18 protein-coding genes are annotated in these 17,991 nt (G+C 51.9%); 8 read left to right on the forward strand and 10 right to left on the reverse strand.

All coding sequences use genetic code 11. The annotated features are described in order from the left end of the window. Positions 1 to 9: 9 nt before the first annotated feature. Entirely contained in the window at positions 10 to 375 is a 366-nt protein-coding gene (locus PCI15_RS08400; protein WP_271274601.1) for a translation initiation factor Sui1, read from the forward strand. Positions 376 to 576: 201 nt separating this feature from the next. On the opposite strand, the gene PCI15_RS08405 is transcribed toward PCI15_RS08400, so the two are convergent. Beyond that, entirely contained in the window at positions 577 to 1,569 is a 993-nt protein-coding gene (locus PCI15_RS08405) for a methylenetetrahydrofolate reductase (RefSeq protein WP_271273883.1), read from the reverse strand. Positions 1,570 to 1,740: 171 nt separating this feature from the next. On the opposite strand from PCI15_RS08405, the gene PCI15_RS08410 reads away from it, so the two are divergent. The 3 genes from PCI15_RS08410 to PCI15_RS08420 all read left to right on the forward strand — a co-directional run bounded on the left by PCI15_RS08410 (position 1,741) and on the right by PCI15_RS08420 (position 3,147). Next, complete coding sequence (locus tag PCI15_RS08410; RefSeq protein WP_271273884.1) at positions 1,741 to 2,310, forward strand: DUF1285 domain-containing protein; 570 nt, start codon at positions 1,741 to 1,743, stop codon at positions 2,308 to 2,310. A 119-nt stretch (positions 2,311 to 2,429) separates the two neighbouring features. Further along, positions 2,430 to 2,774 (forward strand): plastocyanin/azurin family copper-binding protein, encoded by a 345-nt coding sequence (locus tag PCI15_RS08415; protein ID WP_271273885.1) that lies wholly within the window; start codon positions 2,430 to 2,432, stop codon positions 2,772 to 2,774. After that, positions 2,767 to 3,147, forward strand: coding sequence for a hypothetical protein (locus PCI15_RS08420; protein WP_271273886.1), 381 nt, complete (start codon positions 2,767 to 2,769; stop codon positions 3,145 to 3,147). The genes PCI15_RS08415 and PCI15_RS08420 overlap by 8 nt, the downstream gene beginning before the upstream one ends. A gap of 480 nt (positions 3,148 to 3,627) precedes the next feature. Here PCI15_RS08420 and PCI15_RS08425 read toward each other — a convergent pair whose 3' ends face one another. The 4 genes from PCI15_RS08425 to metG all read right to left on the reverse strand — a co-directional run bounded on the left by PCI15_RS08425 (position 3,628) and on the right by metG (position 7,759). After that, entirely contained in the window at positions 3,628 to 4,059 is a 432-nt protein-coding gene (locus PCI15_RS08425; protein WP_271273887.1) for a tetratricopeptide repeat protein, read from the reverse strand. A 66-nt stretch (positions 4,060 to 4,125) separates the two neighbouring features. Further along, positions 4,126 to 5,109 carry an SrkA family protein kinase gene (locus tag PCI15_RS08430; protein ID WP_271273888.1) on the reverse strand — a complete coding sequence of 328 codons (984 nt, stop codon included), beginning with the start codon at positions 5,107 to 5,109 and terminating at the stop codon, positions 4,126 to 4,128. A 54-nt stretch (positions 5,110 to 5,163) separates the two neighbouring features. After that, the gene (locus PCI15_RS08435) at positions 5,164 to 5,628 is read right to left on the reverse strand and encodes a CYTH domain-containing protein (RefSeq protein WP_271273889.1); all 465 of its coding nucleotides are present in this window, start codon (positions 5,626 to 5,628) and stop codon (positions 5,164 to 5,166) included. A gap of 85 nt (positions 5,629 to 5,713) precedes the next feature. Further along, complete coding sequence (metG, locus tag PCI15_RS08440; RefSeq protein ID WP_271273890.1) at positions 5,714 to 7,759, reverse strand: methionine--tRNA ligase; 2,046 nt, start codon at positions 7,757 to 7,759, stop codon at positions 5,714 to 5,716. Between the two features lie 270 nt (positions 7,760 to 8,029). On the opposite strand from metG, the gene trmA reads away from it, so the two are divergent. From trmA to PCI15_RS08460, 4 genes are all read left to right on the forward strand, one after another. Further along, positions 8,030 to 9,124 (forward strand): tRNA (uridine(54)-C5)-methyltransferase TrmA, encoded by a 1,095-nt coding sequence (gene trmA, locus PCI15_RS08445; RefSeq protein WP_271273891.1) that lies wholly within the window; start codon positions 8,030 to 8,032, stop codon positions 9,122 to 9,124. Between the two features lie 151 nt (positions 9,125 to 9,275). Further along, a complete protein-coding gene (locus PCI15_RS08450) occupies positions 9,276 to 9,878 on the forward strand; it encodes a TetR/AcrR family transcriptional regulator (protein WP_271273892.1) in 603 nt (200 codons plus the stop codon). After that, positions 9,875 to 13,345, forward strand: coding sequence for an acyl-[ACP]--phospholipid O-acyltransferase (locus PCI15_RS08455; RefSeq protein WP_271273893.1), 3,471 nt, complete (start codon positions 9,875 to 9,877; stop codon positions 13,343 to 13,345). Before PCI15_RS08450 ends, PCI15_RS08455 begins: the two co-directional genes overlap by 4 nt. Positions 13,346 to 13,433: 88 nt before the next feature. Then, positions 13,434 to 13,835: a hypothetical protein gene (locus PCI15_RS08460; RefSeq protein ID WP_271273894.1), complete on the forward strand. Its 402-nt coding sequence runs from the start codon at positions 13,434 to 13,436 to the stop codon at positions 13,833 to 13,835. Here the strand turns inward: PCI15_RS08460 and PCI15_RS08465 are convergent. From PCI15_RS08465 to PCI15_RS08485, 5 genes are all read right to left on the reverse strand, one after another. Continuing rightward, positions 13,819 to 14,871 (reverse strand): MJ1255/VC2487 family glycosyltransferase, encoded by a 1,053-nt coding sequence (locus tag PCI15_RS08465; RefSeq protein ID WP_271273895.1) that lies wholly within the window; start codon positions 14,869 to 14,871, stop codon positions 13,819 to 13,821. The genes PCI15_RS08460 and PCI15_RS08465 overlap by 17 nt on opposite strands. Positions 14,872 to 14,911: 40 nt before the next feature. After that, on the reverse strand, positions 14,912 to 15,433 hold the full coding sequence (locus tag PCI15_RS08470) for a phosphatase PAP2 family protein (protein ID WP_271273896.1): 522 nt from the start codon (positions 15,431 to 15,433) through the stop codon (positions 14,912 to 14,914). Between the two features lie 139 nt (positions 15,434 to 15,572). Then, positions 15,573 to 16,487 carry a recombination-associated protein RdgC gene (gene rdgC / locus PCI15_RS08475; RefSeq protein ID WP_271273897.1) on the reverse strand — a complete coding sequence of 305 codons (915 nt, stop codon included), beginning with the start codon at positions 16,485 to 16,487 and terminating at the stop codon, positions 15,573 to 15,575. 110 nt (positions 16,488 to 16,597) lie between these two features. Beyond that, a complete protein-coding gene (locus tag PCI15_RS08480; RefSeq protein ID WP_271273898.1) occupies positions 16,598 to 17,149 on the reverse strand; it encodes a thioredoxin family protein in 552 nt (183 codons plus the stop codon). A gap of 278 nt (positions 17,150 to 17,427) precedes the next feature. Further along, on the reverse strand, positions 17,428 to 17,970 hold the full coding sequence (locus PCI15_RS08485) for an adenine phosphoribosyltransferase (protein WP_271273899.1): 543 nt from the start codon (positions 17,968 to 17,970) through the stop codon (positions 17,428 to 17,430). Between the last annotated feature and the right edge of the window lie 21 nt (positions 17,971 to 17,991).

The following is a 17,991-nucleotide window of genomic DNA, read 5'->3' on the forward strand; positions in this document are numbered from 1 at the left end:
ACAGTGTCCATGCGTGATCAGTTAAGTGGGTTGGTATTTTCAACTGAGAAAGGGCAGATGTGCCCGGGATGCCAGCAAGCGCTGGACGAGTGTGCCTGTGATACGCTGGCTGAAGAACAGCGCCTGGAACAGTTGGATGGAATCGTACGTATCCGCCGTGAAACAGCGGGCCGTAAAGGTAAGGGCGTTACCACAGTTTCCGGCGTGCCGCTGGCGGAAAAACAGCTCAAGCAGCTGGCGAAAAAGTTAAAGCAGCAGTGTGGTACCGGCGGCTCGGTAAAAGAAGGTGTCATTGAAATTCAGGGTGATCACCGGGACACCTTAAAGCTGGCGCTGGAAAAGCAGGGCTATACCGTTAAACTGGCCGGTGGTTAAAGCAGAGCAAACAGGAGAACAGGCAATGAAAAAGAGTAAGCGCATTTGTACTACCTGTCTGATGTTACGCTTCATGTTGGTGTTTCTGGCGTGTGTGGGCGTTTTCCTGCTGAACGGTATTTATCAGTTCTGGGGATGACCCCTTCGTTTCTCTGCCGTTATATAAAAACGCCCTGCAATTGCAGGGCGTTTTGTTTTGCATCAGGCAATATTGGCCAATGGTGGCGTATCGAAATCCTGCAAATGCTGCTCAGCCAGATTCAGTTCCAGCGTTGCCTTCAGTAATTTGAATAAGCGGATGGTGCCGTCAATTTCTTCTTTGCGGTTTGTCAGGCTCTCAATGTTCAGCCCTAAAGGGATCCCCAGTTCCGCGCAGGCGTCAATGATCCGTTGCAGGTTATTGCGGCATACCCGGATAGATTCGGCCAGCGGGTTTGTGGCCCCGAGAATTTTGCTGCGGGTTGCATCAGGGACGGAAATGCCAAGCCACTGCATAAAGTCCAGCGTCTTTTCACTGCCACAGGGGCTGAAGGTCAGGACCAGGCGTTTGGGCTGCAGGTTCTGGCGGCGGCATTCAGCGGCATAATCCTTACATAACTGAATGGTGGCTTCAGGATTGTAAACCGCCTGGGTAATAAAGTAGTCACAGCCCTGACGGGTCTTTTCGATCAGCCGCAAATGTTCATTAGCTTTGCTGGCATGCCGCTCCGCGATGGCTACGCCGCCAAGGTGAAAATCCAGCGGGTGCTGTTTTAAGGCATCGTAGGCTGCCGGCAGAGGAAAATTACTGCCCTGACTGGTGGCCGGGCTGCCGACCAGTACCAGGTCACGCACGCCGTTTGGACTCCACGCCTTATCCAGCCACTGATCAAACTCCAGACGGTTTTCTTCAGCGGCGCTTTTATAGGTGATTACCGGCAGACCTGACGTTGTACGCAGCAGAGCTGAATATTCCCGGGAGTCGTGGGTCTGGCAGAAAGGGAATGGCCTTGGTTCAGGGTTTCGGGAGGTTTCATCCTGAATGTCATAGACCACCAGACCGTCATATTCGATGTTTTCCAGGCGCTTAACCAGCTTGGCGGCAATGGTCTGCATCTCTGACATCGCAACCGTACGCTTGGGTGGCGTGGTGCCGATGAAGTACACTCCACGGCCTGGATCGCTGAATTTTGTCTTAAGAGATGATTCGAACATGATAGTTTCCGCTATGCTTTATTTAACTGCGGACAAGTTTAACAATGAACACAATTCATGTATTTAGTAAAATGCTTGAAATTATTTTGATTAAAAATGAATGCTGTTAATGTAACTTGGCAAAAAAATTATAAGCCTGCCTGATCGCAGGGCTGTTTCAGGAAATTCCCCGTGGCTAAGAAGACGTTAGATCTGGCAGAAGTTGCCGGTCAGTTAGAAGCACATAAAAAGTCTCGCTCACTCCCGCCGGTACATTTGTGGAAGCCGGATTTCAGTGGTGATATTGATATGCAAATCCGTGCCGACGGTACCTGGTGGCATGAGGGTGGACAGATTAAACGCCCGGCGATGGTCACCATGTTTGCGAGTATTCTCTGGCACGAAAATGATGAATACTTTCTGGTTACCCCGGCCGAAAAAGTACGGATTCAGGTTGAAGACGTTCCCCTGTTTGTCACTGAACTGCAGGTAGAAGAAGAGAACGGTTTGCAGGTATTGCGGTTTATGACCAGCACAGAAGATGTCGTGACCGCCGGTGTGGATCATCTTATCCGGGTAGAGACTGATCCGGAAACCGAAGAGCCATCGCCTTACATTATGGTGCGTTACGGGATGGAAGCCCGGTTAAACCGCAACGTCTTTTATCAACTGGCTGAACTGGCCTGTGAAGTTGAGATTAACGGCCAGCAGCACCTGATGGTGGACAGCGCCGGGATGCAGTTCAGTTTAGGCACCTTCTGAGGTTTGCAACGGGTAACCGTTATATCTCCTGCGCAGGAATCTACAGAGGCACTCAGTTTTGAGTGCCTTTCTTGTTTTCGGTCAAGGCAAGGTTTTAGCCGCAGGTGAATAATGGGCGTATGAAAAGATTACTCCTACCTCTGTTTGTATTGGCGCTGAACCTGCAGCCGGCGATGGCTGAAACCGTTCACGTTGATATCGCAAAATTTAAGTTTTCCCCGCAGCAACTGACAATCAATGCCGGTGATACGGTTGTCTGGACAAATCGCGAGAAGCGTCAGTATCACAATGTCTGGTTTAAGGATTTAGTCAGCGCAGAGCCGGATATCTTTTTTCCCGATGAAACCTATCAGCGTACCTTTCCTGATGCCGGCACCTTCAATTACATTTGCGGGCCGCATCCAAAGATGAAAGGCAGCGTCATTGTTCAGAATGTATCTCAGGAAGTTAGCCGTCATGAATAAATGTATCCGCGTGTTAGCGGCGACCTCTGCGGTAGCCATCAGTCTGTTACTGACCGGCTGTGGGCCACATCCCAGTTCTGGCAGTTGGGTGAGTGAAGGTTCGTCTGTGAGCGATTCGGCTTACAGTTCGGTGAAGTTAGAGTTTGACGGAACGGGCAGTGTATATCCGAATACTGACTTCGCCGGGCAGGAGAAAAGCAAGGGCCTGCGTTGTGTCTGGCAGGCAAAATCAGCGAATGCTGCGGATCTGGAGTGTCGCGGTGACACCGATACCAGCATTCAGTTTGAGTTTGTGGTGGCAGAAGGCGGCGATGAGAGTCAGGCGGAACTGATAAAGGACGGCAAGCAGGTTGCACGTCTTATCCGGGGCTAAGCTTTAAGGGATCAGCTTGTCAGGAATAAGCTTTCAGACAGATAAATTCAACTGAGCTGCCAGCTGTTTGCTGGCAGTGTTTATCTTGGCAGTAACAGAATCATTGCCGCACAAAAAATTACTAATCCTGCAAAGAAAACCGGAAAGCTGATGCCTTTCCATTTGCTTTTCGCCGGGCGGATGGGAGATGTGCATTTAGGGCACATCTTCACGTCACTTTTTACCCGGGTCTGGCAATTGCCACAGATCTTTTCGCCGCTGTTGTCTTCAGTATTCATCGTATTCAGACTTCGTCACTGTTATTCAGAATTACCTGAGCAGTGTGCCATAAAGCGTGCAGGCGTGGTGGGATAAGTGGTGAATAGCTGATACGCATCAACTACATTTTATAATCGTAAAAAGGTATTGGTTTGCGGGCTATGTTCCTGATGGGCCGGGTAACGGAGAGGACCTGTCGTCCTCTCTGCTGATCGGGACGTATCAGTTTTCCGGTTGATCTTGCAGGCTGGCCAGAAGGTCGTGTATTTCAGCTTTCAGCTCTTTGTCTTCGATTTTCTTTGAGCTGATCTTAGCGTCCTGCAGGTTTTTAATGGCAGCGTCTGTCTGGCCCAGTTCTGCCTGCATGCGGGCCATGGAGTAAGCAATTGAAGACATATGGTCTTTCGAATCGATGGCGATGGCTTTTTGCAGGGCTTTTTCGTAACCGGCGATAGCGTCTTTCAGTTCTTCGGTGAAATCAGCCAGGGTTTCCCATTGCTCGGGGTGGTCTTTATCGGTGTATTCATTGTCGGTGCAGATGGCTTTCAGCTCACTATAAAGCGCTTCGAAAGTGTCTCTGTCGTCATTATTGGCCGCATCCATCAGTTGCTCAGACAGGCTGTAAACGGCTTGGTATATTTTGGTATTTATCATGATGATGTATGTCTTGTTGGCCGGGAATAACAGCGGTTATCCCCGGACTGAATTAAGTGGGTTTATTCAGAACAGTTCGATTGCCGGTGCCTGCAGGGCAGCTAACTGTTCCCGCAGTTCCAGAATATGATCGCTCCAGTAACGTACTGTGTTAAACCACGGGAAGCTGTGGGGAAACGCCGGGTCTTCCCAACGGCGGGCAAGCCAGGCGCTGTAGTACATCATCCGCAGGGTACGCAGTGGTTCTATTAATGCCAGTTCCCGGGGACGGAAGTCATAGAACTCATTGTATCCGTCGACAATTTCAGCGAGCTGCCGGCGTTGTCTGTCGGTATCACCGGAAAGCAGCATCCAGATGTCCTGAATGGCGGGGGCCATGCGGGAGTCATCGAAGTCAACGAAATGCGGTGCGTCGTCCCGCCACAGCAGATTGCCGCCGTGACAATCGCCGTGTACACGGATTTGGGTGATATCGCCGGCATTGGCGAATGCTTTATCGATGAGTGGCAGCAGATCCGCGGTGAGGCTGTCGTAGGCGAGCTTCAGTTCGGCAGGAATGAAGTGGTTACTGATCAGCTCAACACTTTCATGGCCAAAAGTTTGCGGATTGATCGAAGGGCGGTGCTGATAAGGTTTGCTGGCACCGATCAGGTGCATACGGCCCAGTAACCGGCCCATAGTGAACAGGTTATCGAGATCGTCGAGCTCAGGGCCGCGCCCGCCTTTGCGTTCAAAGACCGACATCATAAACGGGCCATATTCGAACAGGCTGTCACCGTTGTCGTTACGGGTGGGGGCAACGACCGGTAATTCGTGTTCCGCCAGTTCATAGCTGTAGCGGTGCTCTTCGAGTATCTGCTCCCGGCTCCAGCGTTCCGGGCGGTAGAATTTTACGATAACCGGTACCTGATCTTCGATACCCACCTGATATACCCGATTTTCATAACTGTTCAGGGCCAGATTACGACCGTCACACAGGTACCCCAGGCTTTCTACAGCATCCATAATGAAGCTGGGGGTCAGGGTTTCGAATGGATGTGTCTTGCTCATTGGCATTTACTCATTAGTCTAGCTCACAGATACGCTCAGGCCGTGTTCCGGGGATTACCAGCCGGAGTAGGGATGGCTGATCAGGCTTGAATTGTAATAGCGCGGGTCGCCCGTGACTTCTTCGCGGACCCAGTCCGGCAGGGCGACGCTTTCGTTTTCGCTGTCCAGTTCAACTTCCGCAACGATCAGCCCCTGATTGTTGCCGCTGAATATATCCACTTCCCATGTGTGACCTGCGTGGTCGATCAGATAACGGATTTTATCCACTGACTGGCCGTTACAGAGTTCTGCCAGCATGGCGTCGGCATCATCAACAGGGATGGGGTATTCAAATTCGCTGCGTACGGCGCCGCGGTTTTCACCTTTAATGGTCAGAAAGGCCTGTTCGCCCTTCAGACGGATGCGTACCGCTGTTTTTCCCTGAGTTGGAATATAGCCCTGCACTATTCGGATACCCTGCGGTAACGGACCCAGGCTGTTGAGATCAATCAGAAATTTACGTTCTATTTCCAGTGCCATTTTATTTCCTGTGCTGGGCTGTAAAGACAAAAAAGGGCAACTCCCGTAAGAGGTGCCCTTATCAGTGTTAACCATTCAGGCCGGATTACATAATCCGCATGCCAGGCTGTGCACCTTCATGGGGTTCCAGAATCCACAGATCCTTACCGCCCGGGCCAGCTGCCAGCACCATGCCTTCAGACATGCCGAACTTCATCTTACGCGGTGCCAGGTTGGCAACCATGACGGTCAGTTTACCTTCCAGGTCTTCTGGCGCGTAGGCCGACTTGATACCGGCAAACACGTTGCGGGTTTCGCCGCCCAGATCCAGTGTCAGCTGTAACAGCTTGTCAGCCCCTTTAACGTGTTCCGCTTTGGCGATCAGCGCAACGCGCAGATCCACTTTGGCAAAATCATCAAAGGTGATTTCATCAGCAATCGGCGTTTCTGTCAGCGGTGTCTTTTCCGCTTTAACTGCAGCAGGCTGTGTGGCAGCGGCTGCTGCCAGTGTCTGCTTGCTGTCCTCCAGCATCGCGCTAACCTGATCTTCTTCAACCCGCTGCATCAGCGGTTTGAATTTGTTGATCTTATGATCCAGCAGTGGCGTTTTAACTGAATCCCATGCCAGTGATTCCAGGTTGAGGAATTTAGCGGCTTCTTCAGCAACCTGCGGCAGTACCGGTGCCAAATAGGTAATGATGGCGCGGAACAGGTTAATGCCCATAGTGCAGCAGTCCTGCACGTCCTGCTCTTTACCTTCCTGCTTGGCCAGTACCCATGGTTCAGCGGCGTCGATGTACTGGTTGGCTTTGTCAGCCAGGGCCATAATTTCGCGCATTGCTTTGCCGTATTCACGGGCTTCATAGGCAGCAGCGATGGTGTCGCCTGCATTAACAGCAGTGTTATACAGTTCGGCCTCTGCTAATTGGCTGCCCAACTGGCCGTCGAATTTCTTCTTGATGAAGCCGGCACAGCGGGAGGCGATGTTGATGACCTTGTTCACCAGATCGGCATTCACCCGCATGCGGAAATCGTCCATGTTCAGATCGATATCATCAATGCCGGAGCCCAGTTTGGCAGCGAAGTAATAGCGCAGGTATTCCGGGCGCAGATGCTTCAGGTAAGTTTCCGCCATGATGAAGGTGCCGCGGGATTTGGACATCTTCTGGCCGTTCACTGTCAGGAAGCCGTGACAGAATACGCCGTCTGGCTTACGGAAACCGGCGCCTTCCAGCATGGCTGGCCAGAACAGGGTGTGGAAGTAAGCGATGTCTTTACCGATGAAGTGATACAGTTCGGCATCGGAATCGGCTTTCCAGTAGTCGTCGAAGTTTACGCCGTTTTTGTCCGCCCAGTTTTTAAAGCTGGCCATGTAACCGATTGGCGCATCCAGCCAGACGTAGAAGTATTTGCCCGGCGCATCGGGAATTTCGAAACCCCAGTAAGGTGCATCACGGGAGATATCCCAGTTTTGCAGGCCTGACTCAAACCATTCGTTCAGCTTGTGAATCATCTGTTCCTGAACGTGGTTATCTACCCAGTTACGCAGGAAGTTTTCAAAGTCACCCAGTTTGAAGAAGTAGTGCTCAGACTCTTTTTCAATCGGCTTGGCACCGGAGACTGCAGAATAGGCATTCTTCATTTCTACCGGGCTGTAAGTGGCACCGCATTTTTCGCAGGAGTCGCCGTACTGATCCGGTGCGTCACATTTCGGGCAGTCACCTTTTACGAAACGGTCCGGCAGGAACATCTCTTTTTCCGGGTCATAGGCCTGGGTGATGGTTTTGCGGGCAATGTGGCCGGCATCACGCAGACGGGTGTACACCAGTGAAGAAAACGCTTTGTTTTCTTCTGAGTGAGTGGAGTAGTAGTTGTCGAAGCCAACCATGAAACCGGCGAAATCACGCTGATGTTCTTCACTTACCTGATCAATCAGCTGTTGTGGGCTGATGCCCATCTGGTCTGCCTTGAGCATGATCGGGGTGCCGTGTGCATCGTCGGCGCAGACGTAAGTACAGTTGTTGCCGCGCTGGTTCTGAAAACGAACCCAGATATCGGTTTGAATATATTCCACCAGATGGCCAAGGTGGATCGGACCGTTCGCGTAAGGCAAAGCGCTGGTCACAAGAATTTTGCGTTGTTTTTCGGTCATGGCTCTCAACTGATTCAAAGTTGGCAAGTAAGCCGGCAATTTTACCTTTAAAGGCCGGTTAATGCAGCCTGATTTAAAGGGAATTCTGCTCTGCGGGGCATTTTCTCCGGGAATTCTGAAAGCTGTGAAGAGGGAGTGGGCAGATCCTGTGCGGTGCGTGATCATGAGGATCGTTAATCCGGCGCTTCAGCAGATGGTCACTGGCCGGATCTGCTGGTAGAATGCGCGCCTCATTTATATCTATCTGTTCTTCCCGTTGCCGAGGTAATCATGGCGCTGCCAAATGTCGACCCTTCAATTTACGACGCCCAGTTAAGCGAAAAGCAGGCGCAGATTGCGCAGCAGTTTGACGAATTTACCCTGCCTGAAATCGAGGTGTTCGAATCAGCGCGTACAGCGTACCGTCAGCGGGCTGAGTTTCGTGTGTGGCATGAGGGTGATGATCTTTACTATGTGATGTTTACCCCGGGGAGTAAGCATGAGCATCAGCAACTGACCAGTTGCCCGATGGTGTCTGAGCGTATTCAGGCCGTGATGTTCGAATTGTTGGAAGCGGTTCGTCCTAACGAGCTACTGCGCCGGCGTCTGTTTCAGGTAGATTTTCTCAGTACGCTCAGTGGTGAGCTGGTAGTCAGCATGCTGTACCACAAAGCACTGGATGAAAGCTGGCTGGAAGAAGCCGCATTTCTGCGGGAGAAGTTCAACATTAACCTGATTGGCCGCAGCCGCAAAACCAAGCTGGTGCTGGGGGATGATTTCGTCATCGAAAAGATGCAGGTTAATGACCGGGAGTTGCTCTACAAGCAGGTAGAAAACAGTTTTACTCAGCCAAACGGCGGCGTCTGCCAGCACATGCTGGAGTGGGCAATCGATATTACCAAAGATGCCGGCGGTGATCTGGTGGAGCTGTACTGCGGCAACGGTAATTTTACCCTGGCGCTGGCGCAGAACTTCCGTTCGGTGGTCGCGACAGAAATTGCCAAGGTATCGGTACGGGCAGCAGAATATAATATTGATGTGAACAATATTGAAAATGTTCAGGTGCTGCGGATGTCCAGCGAAGAGTTTTCTCAGGCATTGCAGGGGGTACGTGAGTTCCGTCGCCTGAAGGAAAAGAATATTGACCTGAACAGCTTTGATTTCAGCACGGTGCTGGTGGACCCGCCGCGCAGCGGTCTGGATGATGAAACCGTTAAACAGGTGACGGCTTACGATAATATCGTCTATGTGTCCTGTAACCCGGATACTCTGGTGGATAATCTGCACGCGCTGACTAAAACCCACCGTATCGAGCGGTTTGCGATCTTCGATCAGTTTCCGTATACCCACCATCTGGAGTGCGGTGTCTATCTGACCCGTATCTGATGGTGCGTCTGTTTTGAAAAATGCCGCTGATTGCGGCATTTTTTATGCCTGCCTGATAATTATTTGTTACGACATACTTGCGTAATTAAACAGTGTTTACTAAACTCCTGAAAATCAATTAAACAGTGTTTAATATAATCAGGTAACCATCATGGCCCGACGTAACGATCACTCCCGTGAGGAACTGCACGAAATGGCGCTGAGTGCGGCACAGGCACTGCTGGATGAGCAGGGGGTTGCTGCGCTGAGTACCCGCAAGGTTGCCGCGGCAATCGGGTATTCAGTGGGCAGTTTGTATCAGCTTTTCAAAAACCTTGATGATCTGTGCTGGCAGCTGAATGCCCGGACACTGGAGCAATTTCAGGCTGAACTGAATGCTATTTCAGCACAGCAGCCCCGGGAGATCATTCTTGGCTATGGCGAGGCGTATCTTGAATTTGCACACCGCTGGCCACACCGCTGGCATTTACTGTTTGAGCATAAAAGCCAGGGCAGTGATATTCCGGATGCGTTGCAGGGCAAGATAGTCGGTATGTTTGAGTATCTGGAAGCGGCACTTGCACAGTTATTTCCACAGTCTGACGCTGACAGTTTGCAACGTTCAGCGCGGACGTTATGGGCGTCGGTGCATGGGATTGCGGTACTGGCGTCGCTGGACAAGCTGTTTCTTAATCAGCCGGCACTGGAGCAGCAAATGTTGAATGAAGTGATCAGCCGTTATCTGAACGGCTGGCAACAGGAGAAAATGGTATGAAGGCGTTACTCAGTATCCGTGGCTTTCTGGCGTTTATCAGCGTGGCATTTATTAATGCTTTCGTCGATCTTGGCCATAAAATCATCATTCAGAATACCCTGTTCAAAAGCTATGACGGTGATCTGCAGATCATTCTGACCGCGGTGATCAATGGTTTGATTCTGTTGCCGTTTATTATGCTGTTTACCCCCTCCGGTTTTGTATCGGATAAGTTTCCCAAGCACCGGGTGATGCAGCTTTCAGCGGTGGCGGCAGTGGCAATCACCCTGCTGATTACCCTGAGTTACTATCAGGGCTGGTTTATTACCGCCTTTGCCCTGACGTTTGTACTGGCGCTGCAGAGTGCATTTTATTCACCTTCCAAATACGGCTATATCAAGGAATTGGTGGGGGTTGATAACATCAGTGAAGGTAACGGCTGGATTCAGGCGGTAACCATGATCGCTATTCTGTCCGGCATTGTGGTGTTTTCACTGTTGTATGAGACCCGGGTGGCGGAGCTGGTAGCGATTACACCTGAGCTGAGCCTGACATCTGTCGCGCCGCTGGGATGGCTGCTGGTGGCCGGCTCGGTGATTGAACTTATGCTGGCGATGCGTCTGCCTGCCACCCGGCAGTTGGATGAGAAAGCCCGGTTTGACTGGAAGGCTTACCGTACCGGTAAAACGCTGATGGCGAATCTTGGTCTGATTTACCGCAGCCGGACTATCTGGCTGTCGATCATCGGTATCGGTATTTTCTGGTCCATTTGTCAGATGATGCTGGCAGTGTTTCCGGCCTTTGCGGAAGACCGTCTGGGGCAGACCAATACCTTTGTGATTCAGGGCACCATGGCGATGTCCGGCATCGGCATTATGGTCGGTGCTATGCTGGCAGGCCGTTTATCCAGCCACTATATCAATACCGGCCTGATTCCGCTGGGTGCCGCCGGTGTGACATTAGGGCTGTTTCTGTTGCCTCAGCTGGATACGATGACAGCGCAGGCCATGGCGTTCTTCCTGATTGGTGTGTGTGGTTCTTTACTGAATGTGCCTCTGAATGCGCTGGTACAGTTCCATGCCCGGATGGAAGATACCGGTAAGGTGCTGGCGGGTAATAATTTCATTCAGAATTTGATGATGCTGAGTTTTCTGGCGCTGACCGCGGTGTTTGCATACCTGAGTCTGGATGCGATCTGGCTGATGTGGTTCCTGGTGATTCTGGCGCTGGGCGGTGCTGTGTTTGCTATCTCTACGTTACCGGAAGCGCTGATCCGGGTGCTGGCGGCGATTCTTATGCGCCGTAAATATAATTTACAGGTGCTGGGCTTTGAAAATCTGCCCCGGGCCGGCACTGGTGTGCTGATGCTGGGTAATCATATCAGCTGGCTGGACTGGGCAATGATTCAGATAGCCTGTCCACGTCATATCCATTTCGTGATGGAAAAAACGATTTATGAGCGCTGGTATCTGAAGTGGTTCCTATCACTGTACAAGGTTGTACCGATTTCTGCAGGCAGTAACCGCACGGCGCTGAACAAGGTGCGGGATTTGCTGAATGATGGTCAGGTGGTGTGTCTGTTCCCTGAAGGCGCTATCAGTCATACCGGACAGATTGGTGAGTTTAAGCGTGGCTTTGAAAAGGCCTGTGAAGATGCCAGTGGGGTGATTCTGCCGTTTTACCTGCGCGGCTTGTGGGGCAGCCGTTTCTCCCGCTCTACCGATAAGATGAAGAGTCTGCGTCGCAGCGGTCTGAAGCGTGATGTGATTGTCGCGTACGGTAAGCCGTTACCCATTAACAGCACGGCGATTACGGTGAAAAAGAAGGTCACTGAGCTGTCTATTCATGCCTGGGACGAGCATACCAACGGCCTGGAAGCATTGCCGCAGAGTTTTATCCGTACGGCGAAGCAGGGGATGTCGGATATGGCCATTGCAGATGTGCAGGGTGATCCGCTTAGCTACCGTCGTTTACTGACGGCCTGTACGATTTTCAGCCGTCGGCTTAACCGGGCTGAAGGGCAGCGTCTGGGTATTCTGATGCCGACTTCCAGTGCCGGTGCTATTGCCAATATGGCGGCGCTGTTTGCCGGTAAAACGCTGGTGAACCTGAACTTCACTGCATCTGAGCAGGCGCTTTTGTCTGCGATGGAACAGGCAGAGGTGAAAACCATCCTGACGGCGCATAAATTCATTACCAGGCTGAACGCCCGGGGCATTGATACCGCGCCGCTGTTAGCCGGTAAACAGGTTATTTACATGGAAGATGTAAAAGCCGGGGTGTCGAAAGCTGAAGGTTTGCTGACGATGCTGATGGTCAGTGTGTTGCCTGCAGGCATTTTAAGCCGCTGGTATGGCCGTCACAGCCATCTGCATGATACGGCTGCAATTCTGTTCTCTTCTGGCAGTGAAGGCGCGCCGAAAGGGGTTATGCTGAGCCACCGGAACATTCTGGCCAACCTTAAACAGATTGCTGATGTGCTGAATGTCCGGGATGAGGACTGCATTATGGCGACCCTGCCGCTGTTCCATGCATTCGGTTTAACTGTGACCTGCTTTATGCCACTGTTGGAAGGCATTCCCGTTGTCTGTCATCCGGACCCTACTGACGCACAGAATATCGGTAAGGGTGTAGCCCGTTATAAAGCAACCATGATGTGTGCCACGTCAACCTTTCTGCGGTTGTATACCCGGAATAAACGCCTGCATCCGCTGATGTTCAGCAGCCTGCGAATTGCCGTGGCCGGTGCCGAACGCCTTGACCCTAAAATCCAGCAGGATTTTGAGCAGCGCTTTAAAGTGCCGATTGTGGAAGGCTATGGCTGTACTGAAACGACACCGGTTGCCGGGGTAAATCTGCCCGATCATTTATCACCTGAAGGCTGGTTTGTTCAGGAAGGTACCCGGGCCGGTACTGTGGGGCTGGCACTGCCGGGTTCTACATTCCGCATCGTTGATCCGGTCAGCCTGGAGGAGTTGCCGACCGGTGAGGAAGGGCTGATTCTGATTGGCGGTACCCAGATCATGCAGGGTTACCTGAATAATCCGGATAAAACCGCCGATGTGGTGGTCGAGATGGACGGTTTACGCTGGTACAAGAGTGGTGATAAAGGCCGGGTGGATGAAGACGGTTTCCTGACCATTGTTGACCGCTATTCACGGTTTGCCAAACTGGGCGGCGAGATGGTCAGCCTGGGAGCCGTTGAAACGGCGATCCGGCAGATTATTCAGCGGGATGAAGCCCATGATGATGTCCGCCTGGTGGCGGTTAATCTGCCGGATGAAAAGAAAGGGGAAAAAGTTGTCTTGCTGATTGAGGCACTGGCAAACCTGACACCGGATCTGTTGCGTAACCAGCTTGTTGAAAATGGATTACAGCCGCTGATGCTGCCGGCTAAGATCTTCACTGTTGATGAAGTACCGGTATTGGGCAGCGGTAAAACGGACTATCCGGCAGCTAAGATTCTGGCTGAAGCGGCTGTTAGCTGATGTCTGTTCAGGCAGGGTAAGGAGAAATCATCAATAATAAAGGTGATTTCTCCGGTATACAGCTTGGGCAGAACAGGGATTAGCGATCATGCAGACAGTACACGGAACCATACGTTTAAGTGTTGAGGGCAGAATATTAACCATTGAAGGAAGGGGGCCATGGAATCTGGAATCCATCGATTTGAGTGTTGATTCCATCGGTGATGATTTACGTGCCCTTTATGGTGCTCCCTGGGGAGCGTTGGTCATGGTTGAAGGGGATTCTATCCTGGTGCCGGATGCGGAAGCCCGGCTCATCGATGTGGTCCGTGATGACCGTGATAAAGGGCGACTGGCCACGGCATTGGTGCTGGGAGAATGCTCCGTTCCAGGGCTGGTGACCCAGCACCTGCAGGAGATCTATACCGCCGCAGGAGATGTGTTTCAGGCGTTCAGTGATGCTGATGATGCCCGGCGCTGGCTCAACGCCCGGATTAACGCGGCAGGTTAGAACCACGTTCAGTAACCTCCATTTCAGACCATAACTGTTCACTGAGGGACGCGACCGGCGTCTGGCAGTTATCGGCAATCCAGCAGGCCAGTGCGCCGGCAACATCCGGATATTTCTGGGCCACGGGTGCGGGTTTATCCAGCCATGATGCAAATATATCTGCAGAGAAATGTTCAAAACTGTCTGCCAACTGAAGGTGTTTCAGAATAGCGGCGTTGGAGCGCTGTTCAGGCTGGCCATTCAGTGGCTTGGTCAGCAGTTTTTTTCCTGTCTGCAAGACTTCACTGGCCAGCCCGAATCCACTGTTGGCAATAACTCCCGCGCTGCTTTGCATATCCCGTGGGAAGTTTTCCCGGGAGAAAGGGCACAGCCTGATATGTTGCCGTTGCTGAATGTGCGGCGTATCACAGTAAACATAGAAGCGGTAATCTTTGAGCGGCTGTAGCCACCGCAGTATTTGCTCCGGTGGCTCAAACGGCAGGTAGACCAGGATCTTATCCTGCTCGACAGGCTGGTCCGGTGACGGAGGGCTGATCAGCGGTGGCAGGATCGGCGCATTAAACTGGTGCCAGTGTAAGCCGATGGCCAGGCTGACCGGTGCAAACAGCCGGGTGCCGGGCAGCATGGCGTATTTGATATCCGGTCCCGGCAGGTTGTGCTCAAACGCATACTGATGGGCAATGCCGATAGAGGGCTTACCCTGTAACCGGGCCGCCCAGGCCGTAACAGGTTCGAAGTCGCTGATGATCAGGTCGTAACCGCTCAGTTCCAGATGCCGGATGTCCCGGTAAAATCTTGTGAGGTTATTATTAAGGCAGGTTTTCAGTTTTCTGACCTGCCCCTGTTCGACAATGAAAGTCAGCCCCTGTCTGACTGTGTAATCTCCGAAAGGCTGCATGTCGAAGAGTTTGTCAGCGGGCCGTCCGGAGAACAGATAGTCGACCTCAATGCCCTGTTCTCGCAGTTTGTTGGCCATCACCCGGGCCCGGGTGATGTGGCCGTTACCGGTCGCCTGAACACCGTAGAGTATTTTCATGCTGTCACCCTGTTTGCGGACGTGGCGGAAGATGCTTGCGTCATATCAGATAAAGGTGGTGGCCAAGCATTGCGCTGGACAGGCCGAGCATTGCACCGGCAAGAATGTCTGTTGGGTAATGCACACCCAGTAATATCCGTGACAGGCCGATCAGCCCGGCAATAGTGAAGGCGGCTTCAGACCAGTTGGGGTAATAAATACTCAGCGCTGACGCAAATGCAAAGGCGGCTGCTGCGTGGCCGGAAGGGAAGCTGAAGCGGTCTGCCGGCCGGATAGCCGGGGTAACCCCACGGAGATGATCACAGGGCCGGTTGCGTTTGATCATTTGCTTCAGGATCAGGAAAAGCGGTACTTCAATACTAAAGGTAATCAGGCTGGCCTGTAAGAAGTCCGGGCCACTGACCGGTTCGAGCCAGAATAGCAGTAATCCTGCCAACAGATATGCGAGACCGTCTCCCAGCCTGGATGTCCAGCGACTGAGTAGGGCGATATACGGTTGTTCATAACGGTTAAAAATCCAGAAATACAGCCGGGTATCCAGGAACTGAAGTTGTTGCAGCATATGATCAGTCTCATTGAGTGATTCAATATGTGCATTGTTGAAAGAAAGGGTGACAGCGACGTGAAATTGAAATGACAGTTAAGTGAAGCCGGGGAAGGAAATGCAGCAGACCCGGAACAGGTCTGCTGCGGATGTATTACTATGGACGGACTGCTTCACCGCCAAATGCTTCCAGCAGCATCGGAATCAGGCGGGTCAGTTCCAGCGACATGGCGATAAATTCAGAATCGAACCGTTCCATGGCTTCTTCAGGGCTGTCCTGATCGAGTTTTTCTTTCAGTGAATCGGACAGCTTCAGGCGTTTCAGGCACAGGTCTTCCTGAATGATAAAGTTCAGGCTCTCCTGCCAGTCAACCGCCAGTTTGGCAATGCGTTTACCGGCTTCAAGATGCTGGCGGATTTCATCGCTTTCCAGATCCTGACCTTTACAGCGGATTACGCCATTTTCAACGCTGGTGTCACGTAACTCACATTCATCAAGTATGACAAAGTCCTGGGGGCGGGTATCCGCGCTTTCCAGCCATTGTGACATGATGGCAGACGGTGAATGATTGACGTCCGGCAGTACTACTGGCAGTGAGCCCAGCTCGGTTCGCAGGTGGCTGAGCAGCTCTTCGGCCCGTTTATGGCTGCTGGCATCAACAATGAGCAACCCTTGCTGCGGAGCAATCAGCGCGTGGGTAGTCTGGAATTTGCTGAAGGCCCGGGGCAGCAGATCAATGATGATTTCATCTTTTAGCTGATCGCGTTCTTTACGGTATACCTTACGGGCCTGTTCGTGTTCGATCTGCTTAACTTTGGCTTCCAGTTTTTGCTTGATAACTGAGGAAGGCAGGATTTTTTCTTCTTTCTGGGCGGCAATCAGCATAAAGCCCTGGCCAGCATGGACCAGCATGTCAGACAGACCGTGGCTGGGGCTGATCCAGCCAAAGCGGCTCAGTTCCTGGCTGCTGCAGGGGGTGAAGGCTTTGTCTTCCAGCTTGGCTTCCAGTGCTTCTGCGGTGTGTTCGAAAGGTTGAGAGAACCGGTAAAAGATTGCGTTTTTAAACCACATAACGTGCCTTGATTTGTGAAACTGTAAATCGATAAAAAGCCCCCTTTACCTGTCAGTCAGGTAAAGGGGGCTGATGAAGTCGGACATTACCGGCGGGTGGTTCGCCGGAATTAATTGGATGCCAGTAATTTATAGCGCAATGCTTTACGTGCCTTGTTTACGGCCCGGTCTACGTAGAATCCATACAGGTCAACGGTGTTGATGCCAACCATCTTGTCGGTCAGCACCTTACCGTCATTAGGGTCAACAAACAACAGGGTAGGGGTGAATGCTGAGTTGTAACGGCTGGCAAAAGCCGTCGCGTCTACCGGATCACCGTTATAGTCGATGATGGTTTTACTGCCGTCAAAAATAGTCAGTTTGCGGAACAGCAGTTTTTTGTCGTATTTGCCGCTCAGTTGCATGGGCTGAAGAATTTCGCGGGTGATCAGTTCACAGTACTGACAGTCGGGCTGGCTGACCAGAATCAGTGCGAAACGGTCACCGGCGATCTGCGCGTCCTGCTGAAGGTTGAGGAGTTCAGGCAGGGAATTTTCAGCGGTAGCTGCCGCAGGCTGGCTGATCGGGGACAGAGCCAGTTTCTGTGCTGGCTGAGCCCAGCTCAGAAGGCTGATCATTGTACCCGTTAGCAGGGTAATCAGGGGGAGCAGTCTCAGTTTCATTTTTATTATTAACTCAAGGCTGTTTTGTCCATGCAGTTGTCTCTCGCATGGCGGATTCAGGCACAGGCTGACGGTAGATATTTTGCGTGCTAACCGGCAGTGCACCAACGACGTTGACCGATTGTAAGCGATTTTTGAGACGGTTTGCTACGTTTCTGGGCAGAATGGTGAGAGTAACGGTGGTTGGTTACTTAAGTTGTTGTTTTATAGGAAAGTGTTTTTCAGGGTGAAACAAAACAGCCCTGTAAATACAGGGCTGTTAATTGTTAAGAGCGGGCTCAGAGGCCTTCGTAAGACATCAGGCTGTAAACGGGAATGCCTGCTTCCTGAATCTTGCGGGAGCCCTGCAGGTCCGGCAGGTTGATCAGGGTGGCGACTTCGGCAACGCTGGCGCCCAGTTCTTTTATGATGGTGCTGGCGGCCAGTACAGTGCCTCCGGTGGCGATGAGATCGTCAAAAATCAGCACGTTGTCACCTTCTGATACCGCATCAGACTGCATTTCAACCGTGGCGCTGCCGTACTCCAGTTTGTATTCCTGGGAGACTGTTTCACCCGGCAGCTTGCCCTTTTTACGAACCAGCACCAGCGGGATATTAAGCTGGTAAGCCATAATGGAACCAATCAGAAAGCCGCGGGCGTCAATGCTGGCGATATGAGTAATGTCTGAGTCGATATAACGCTGAATGAAAGCGTCGCTGATCATACGCAGGGCTTTGGGGTCTTTAAACAGCGGTGTGATGTCGCGGAACATAATGCCCGGTTCCGGCCAGTCCGGAATCGTGCGCATAACTGATTTTATATAACATTCATCAAAAGACATGAAGAGTCCTTACAACAGGGC

It is taken from the genome of Aliamphritea hakodatensis, from assembly GCF_024347195.1.
Taxonomy (GTDB): Bacteria; Pseudomonadota; Gammaproteobacteria; order Pseudomonadales; family Balneatricaceae; genus Amphritea; species Amphritea hakodatensis.

What these genes read in the sequence shown, in the direction of transcription:
- PCI15_RS08420 (WP_271273886.1), top strand. Translation starts at nt 2,767, where the DNA reads ATGAATAAATGTATCCGCGTGTTAGCGGCGACCTCTGCGGTAGCCATC.
- PCI15_RS08425 (WP_271273887.1), bottom strand. Translation starts at nt 4,059, where the DNA reads ATGATAAATACCAAAATATACCAAGCCGTTTACAGCCTGTCTGAGCAA.
- PCI15_RS08400 (WP_271274601.1), top strand. Translation starts at nt 10, where the DNA reads ATGCGTGATCAGTTAAGTGGGTTGGTATTTTCAACTGAGAAAGGGCAG.
- PCI15_RS08485 (WP_271273899.1), bottom strand. Translation starts at nt 17,970, where the DNA reads ATGTCTTTTGATGAATGTTATATAAAATCAGTTATGCGCACGATTCCG.
- PCI15_RS08450 (WP_271273892.1), top strand. Translation starts at nt 9,276, where the DNA reads ATGGCCCGACGTAACGATCACTCCCGTGAGGAACTGCACGAAATGGCG.
- trmA (WP_271273891.1), top strand. Translation starts at nt 8,030, where the DNA reads ATGGCGCTGCCAAATGTCGACCCTTCAATTTACGACGCCCAGTTAAGC.
- PCI15_RS08435 (WP_271273889.1), bottom strand. Translation starts at nt 5,628, where the DNA reads ATGGCACTGGAAATAGAACGTAAATTTCTGATTGATCTCAACAGCCTG.
- PCI15_RS08430 (WP_271273888.1), bottom strand. Translation starts at nt 5,109, where the DNA reads ATGAGCAAGACACATCCATTCGAAACCCTGACCCCCAGCTTCATTATG.
- PCI15_RS08470 (WP_271273896.1), bottom strand. Translation starts at nt 15,433, where the DNA reads ATGCTGCAACAACTTCAGTTCCTGGATACCCGGCTGTATTTCTGGATT.
- PCI15_RS08405 (WP_271273883.1), bottom strand. Translation starts at nt 1,569, where the DNA reads ATGTTCGAATCATCTCTTAAGACAAAATTCAGCGATCCAGGCCGTGGA.
- PCI15_RS08455 (WP_271273893.1), top strand. Translation starts at nt 9,875, where the DNA reads ATGAAGGCGTTACTCAGTATCCGTGGCTTTCTGGCGTTTATCAGCGTG.
- PCI15_RS08465 (WP_271273895.1), bottom strand. Translation starts at nt 14,871, where the DNA reads ATGAAAATACTCTACGGTGTTCAGGCGACCGGTAACGGCCACATCACC.
- PCI15_RS08415 (WP_271273885.1), top strand. Translation starts at nt 2,430, where the DNA reads ATGAAAAGATTACTCCTACCTCTGTTTGTATTGGCGCTGAACCTGCAG.
- metG (WP_271273890.1), bottom strand. Translation starts at nt 7,759, where the DNA reads ATGACCGAAAAACAACGCAAAATTCTTGTGACCAGCGCTTTGCCTTAC.
- PCI15_RS08480 (WP_271273898.1), bottom strand. Translation starts at nt 17,149, where the DNA reads ATGAAACTGAGACTGCTCCCCCTGATTACCCTGCTAACGGGTACAATG.
- rdgC (WP_271273897.1), bottom strand. Translation starts at nt 16,487, where the DNA reads ATGTGGTTTAAAAACGCAATCTTTTACCGGTTCTCTCAACCTTTCGAA.
- PCI15_RS08460 (WP_271273894.1), top strand. Translation starts at nt 13,434, where the DNA reads ATGCAGACAGTACACGGAACCATACGTTTAAGTGTTGAGGGCAGAATA.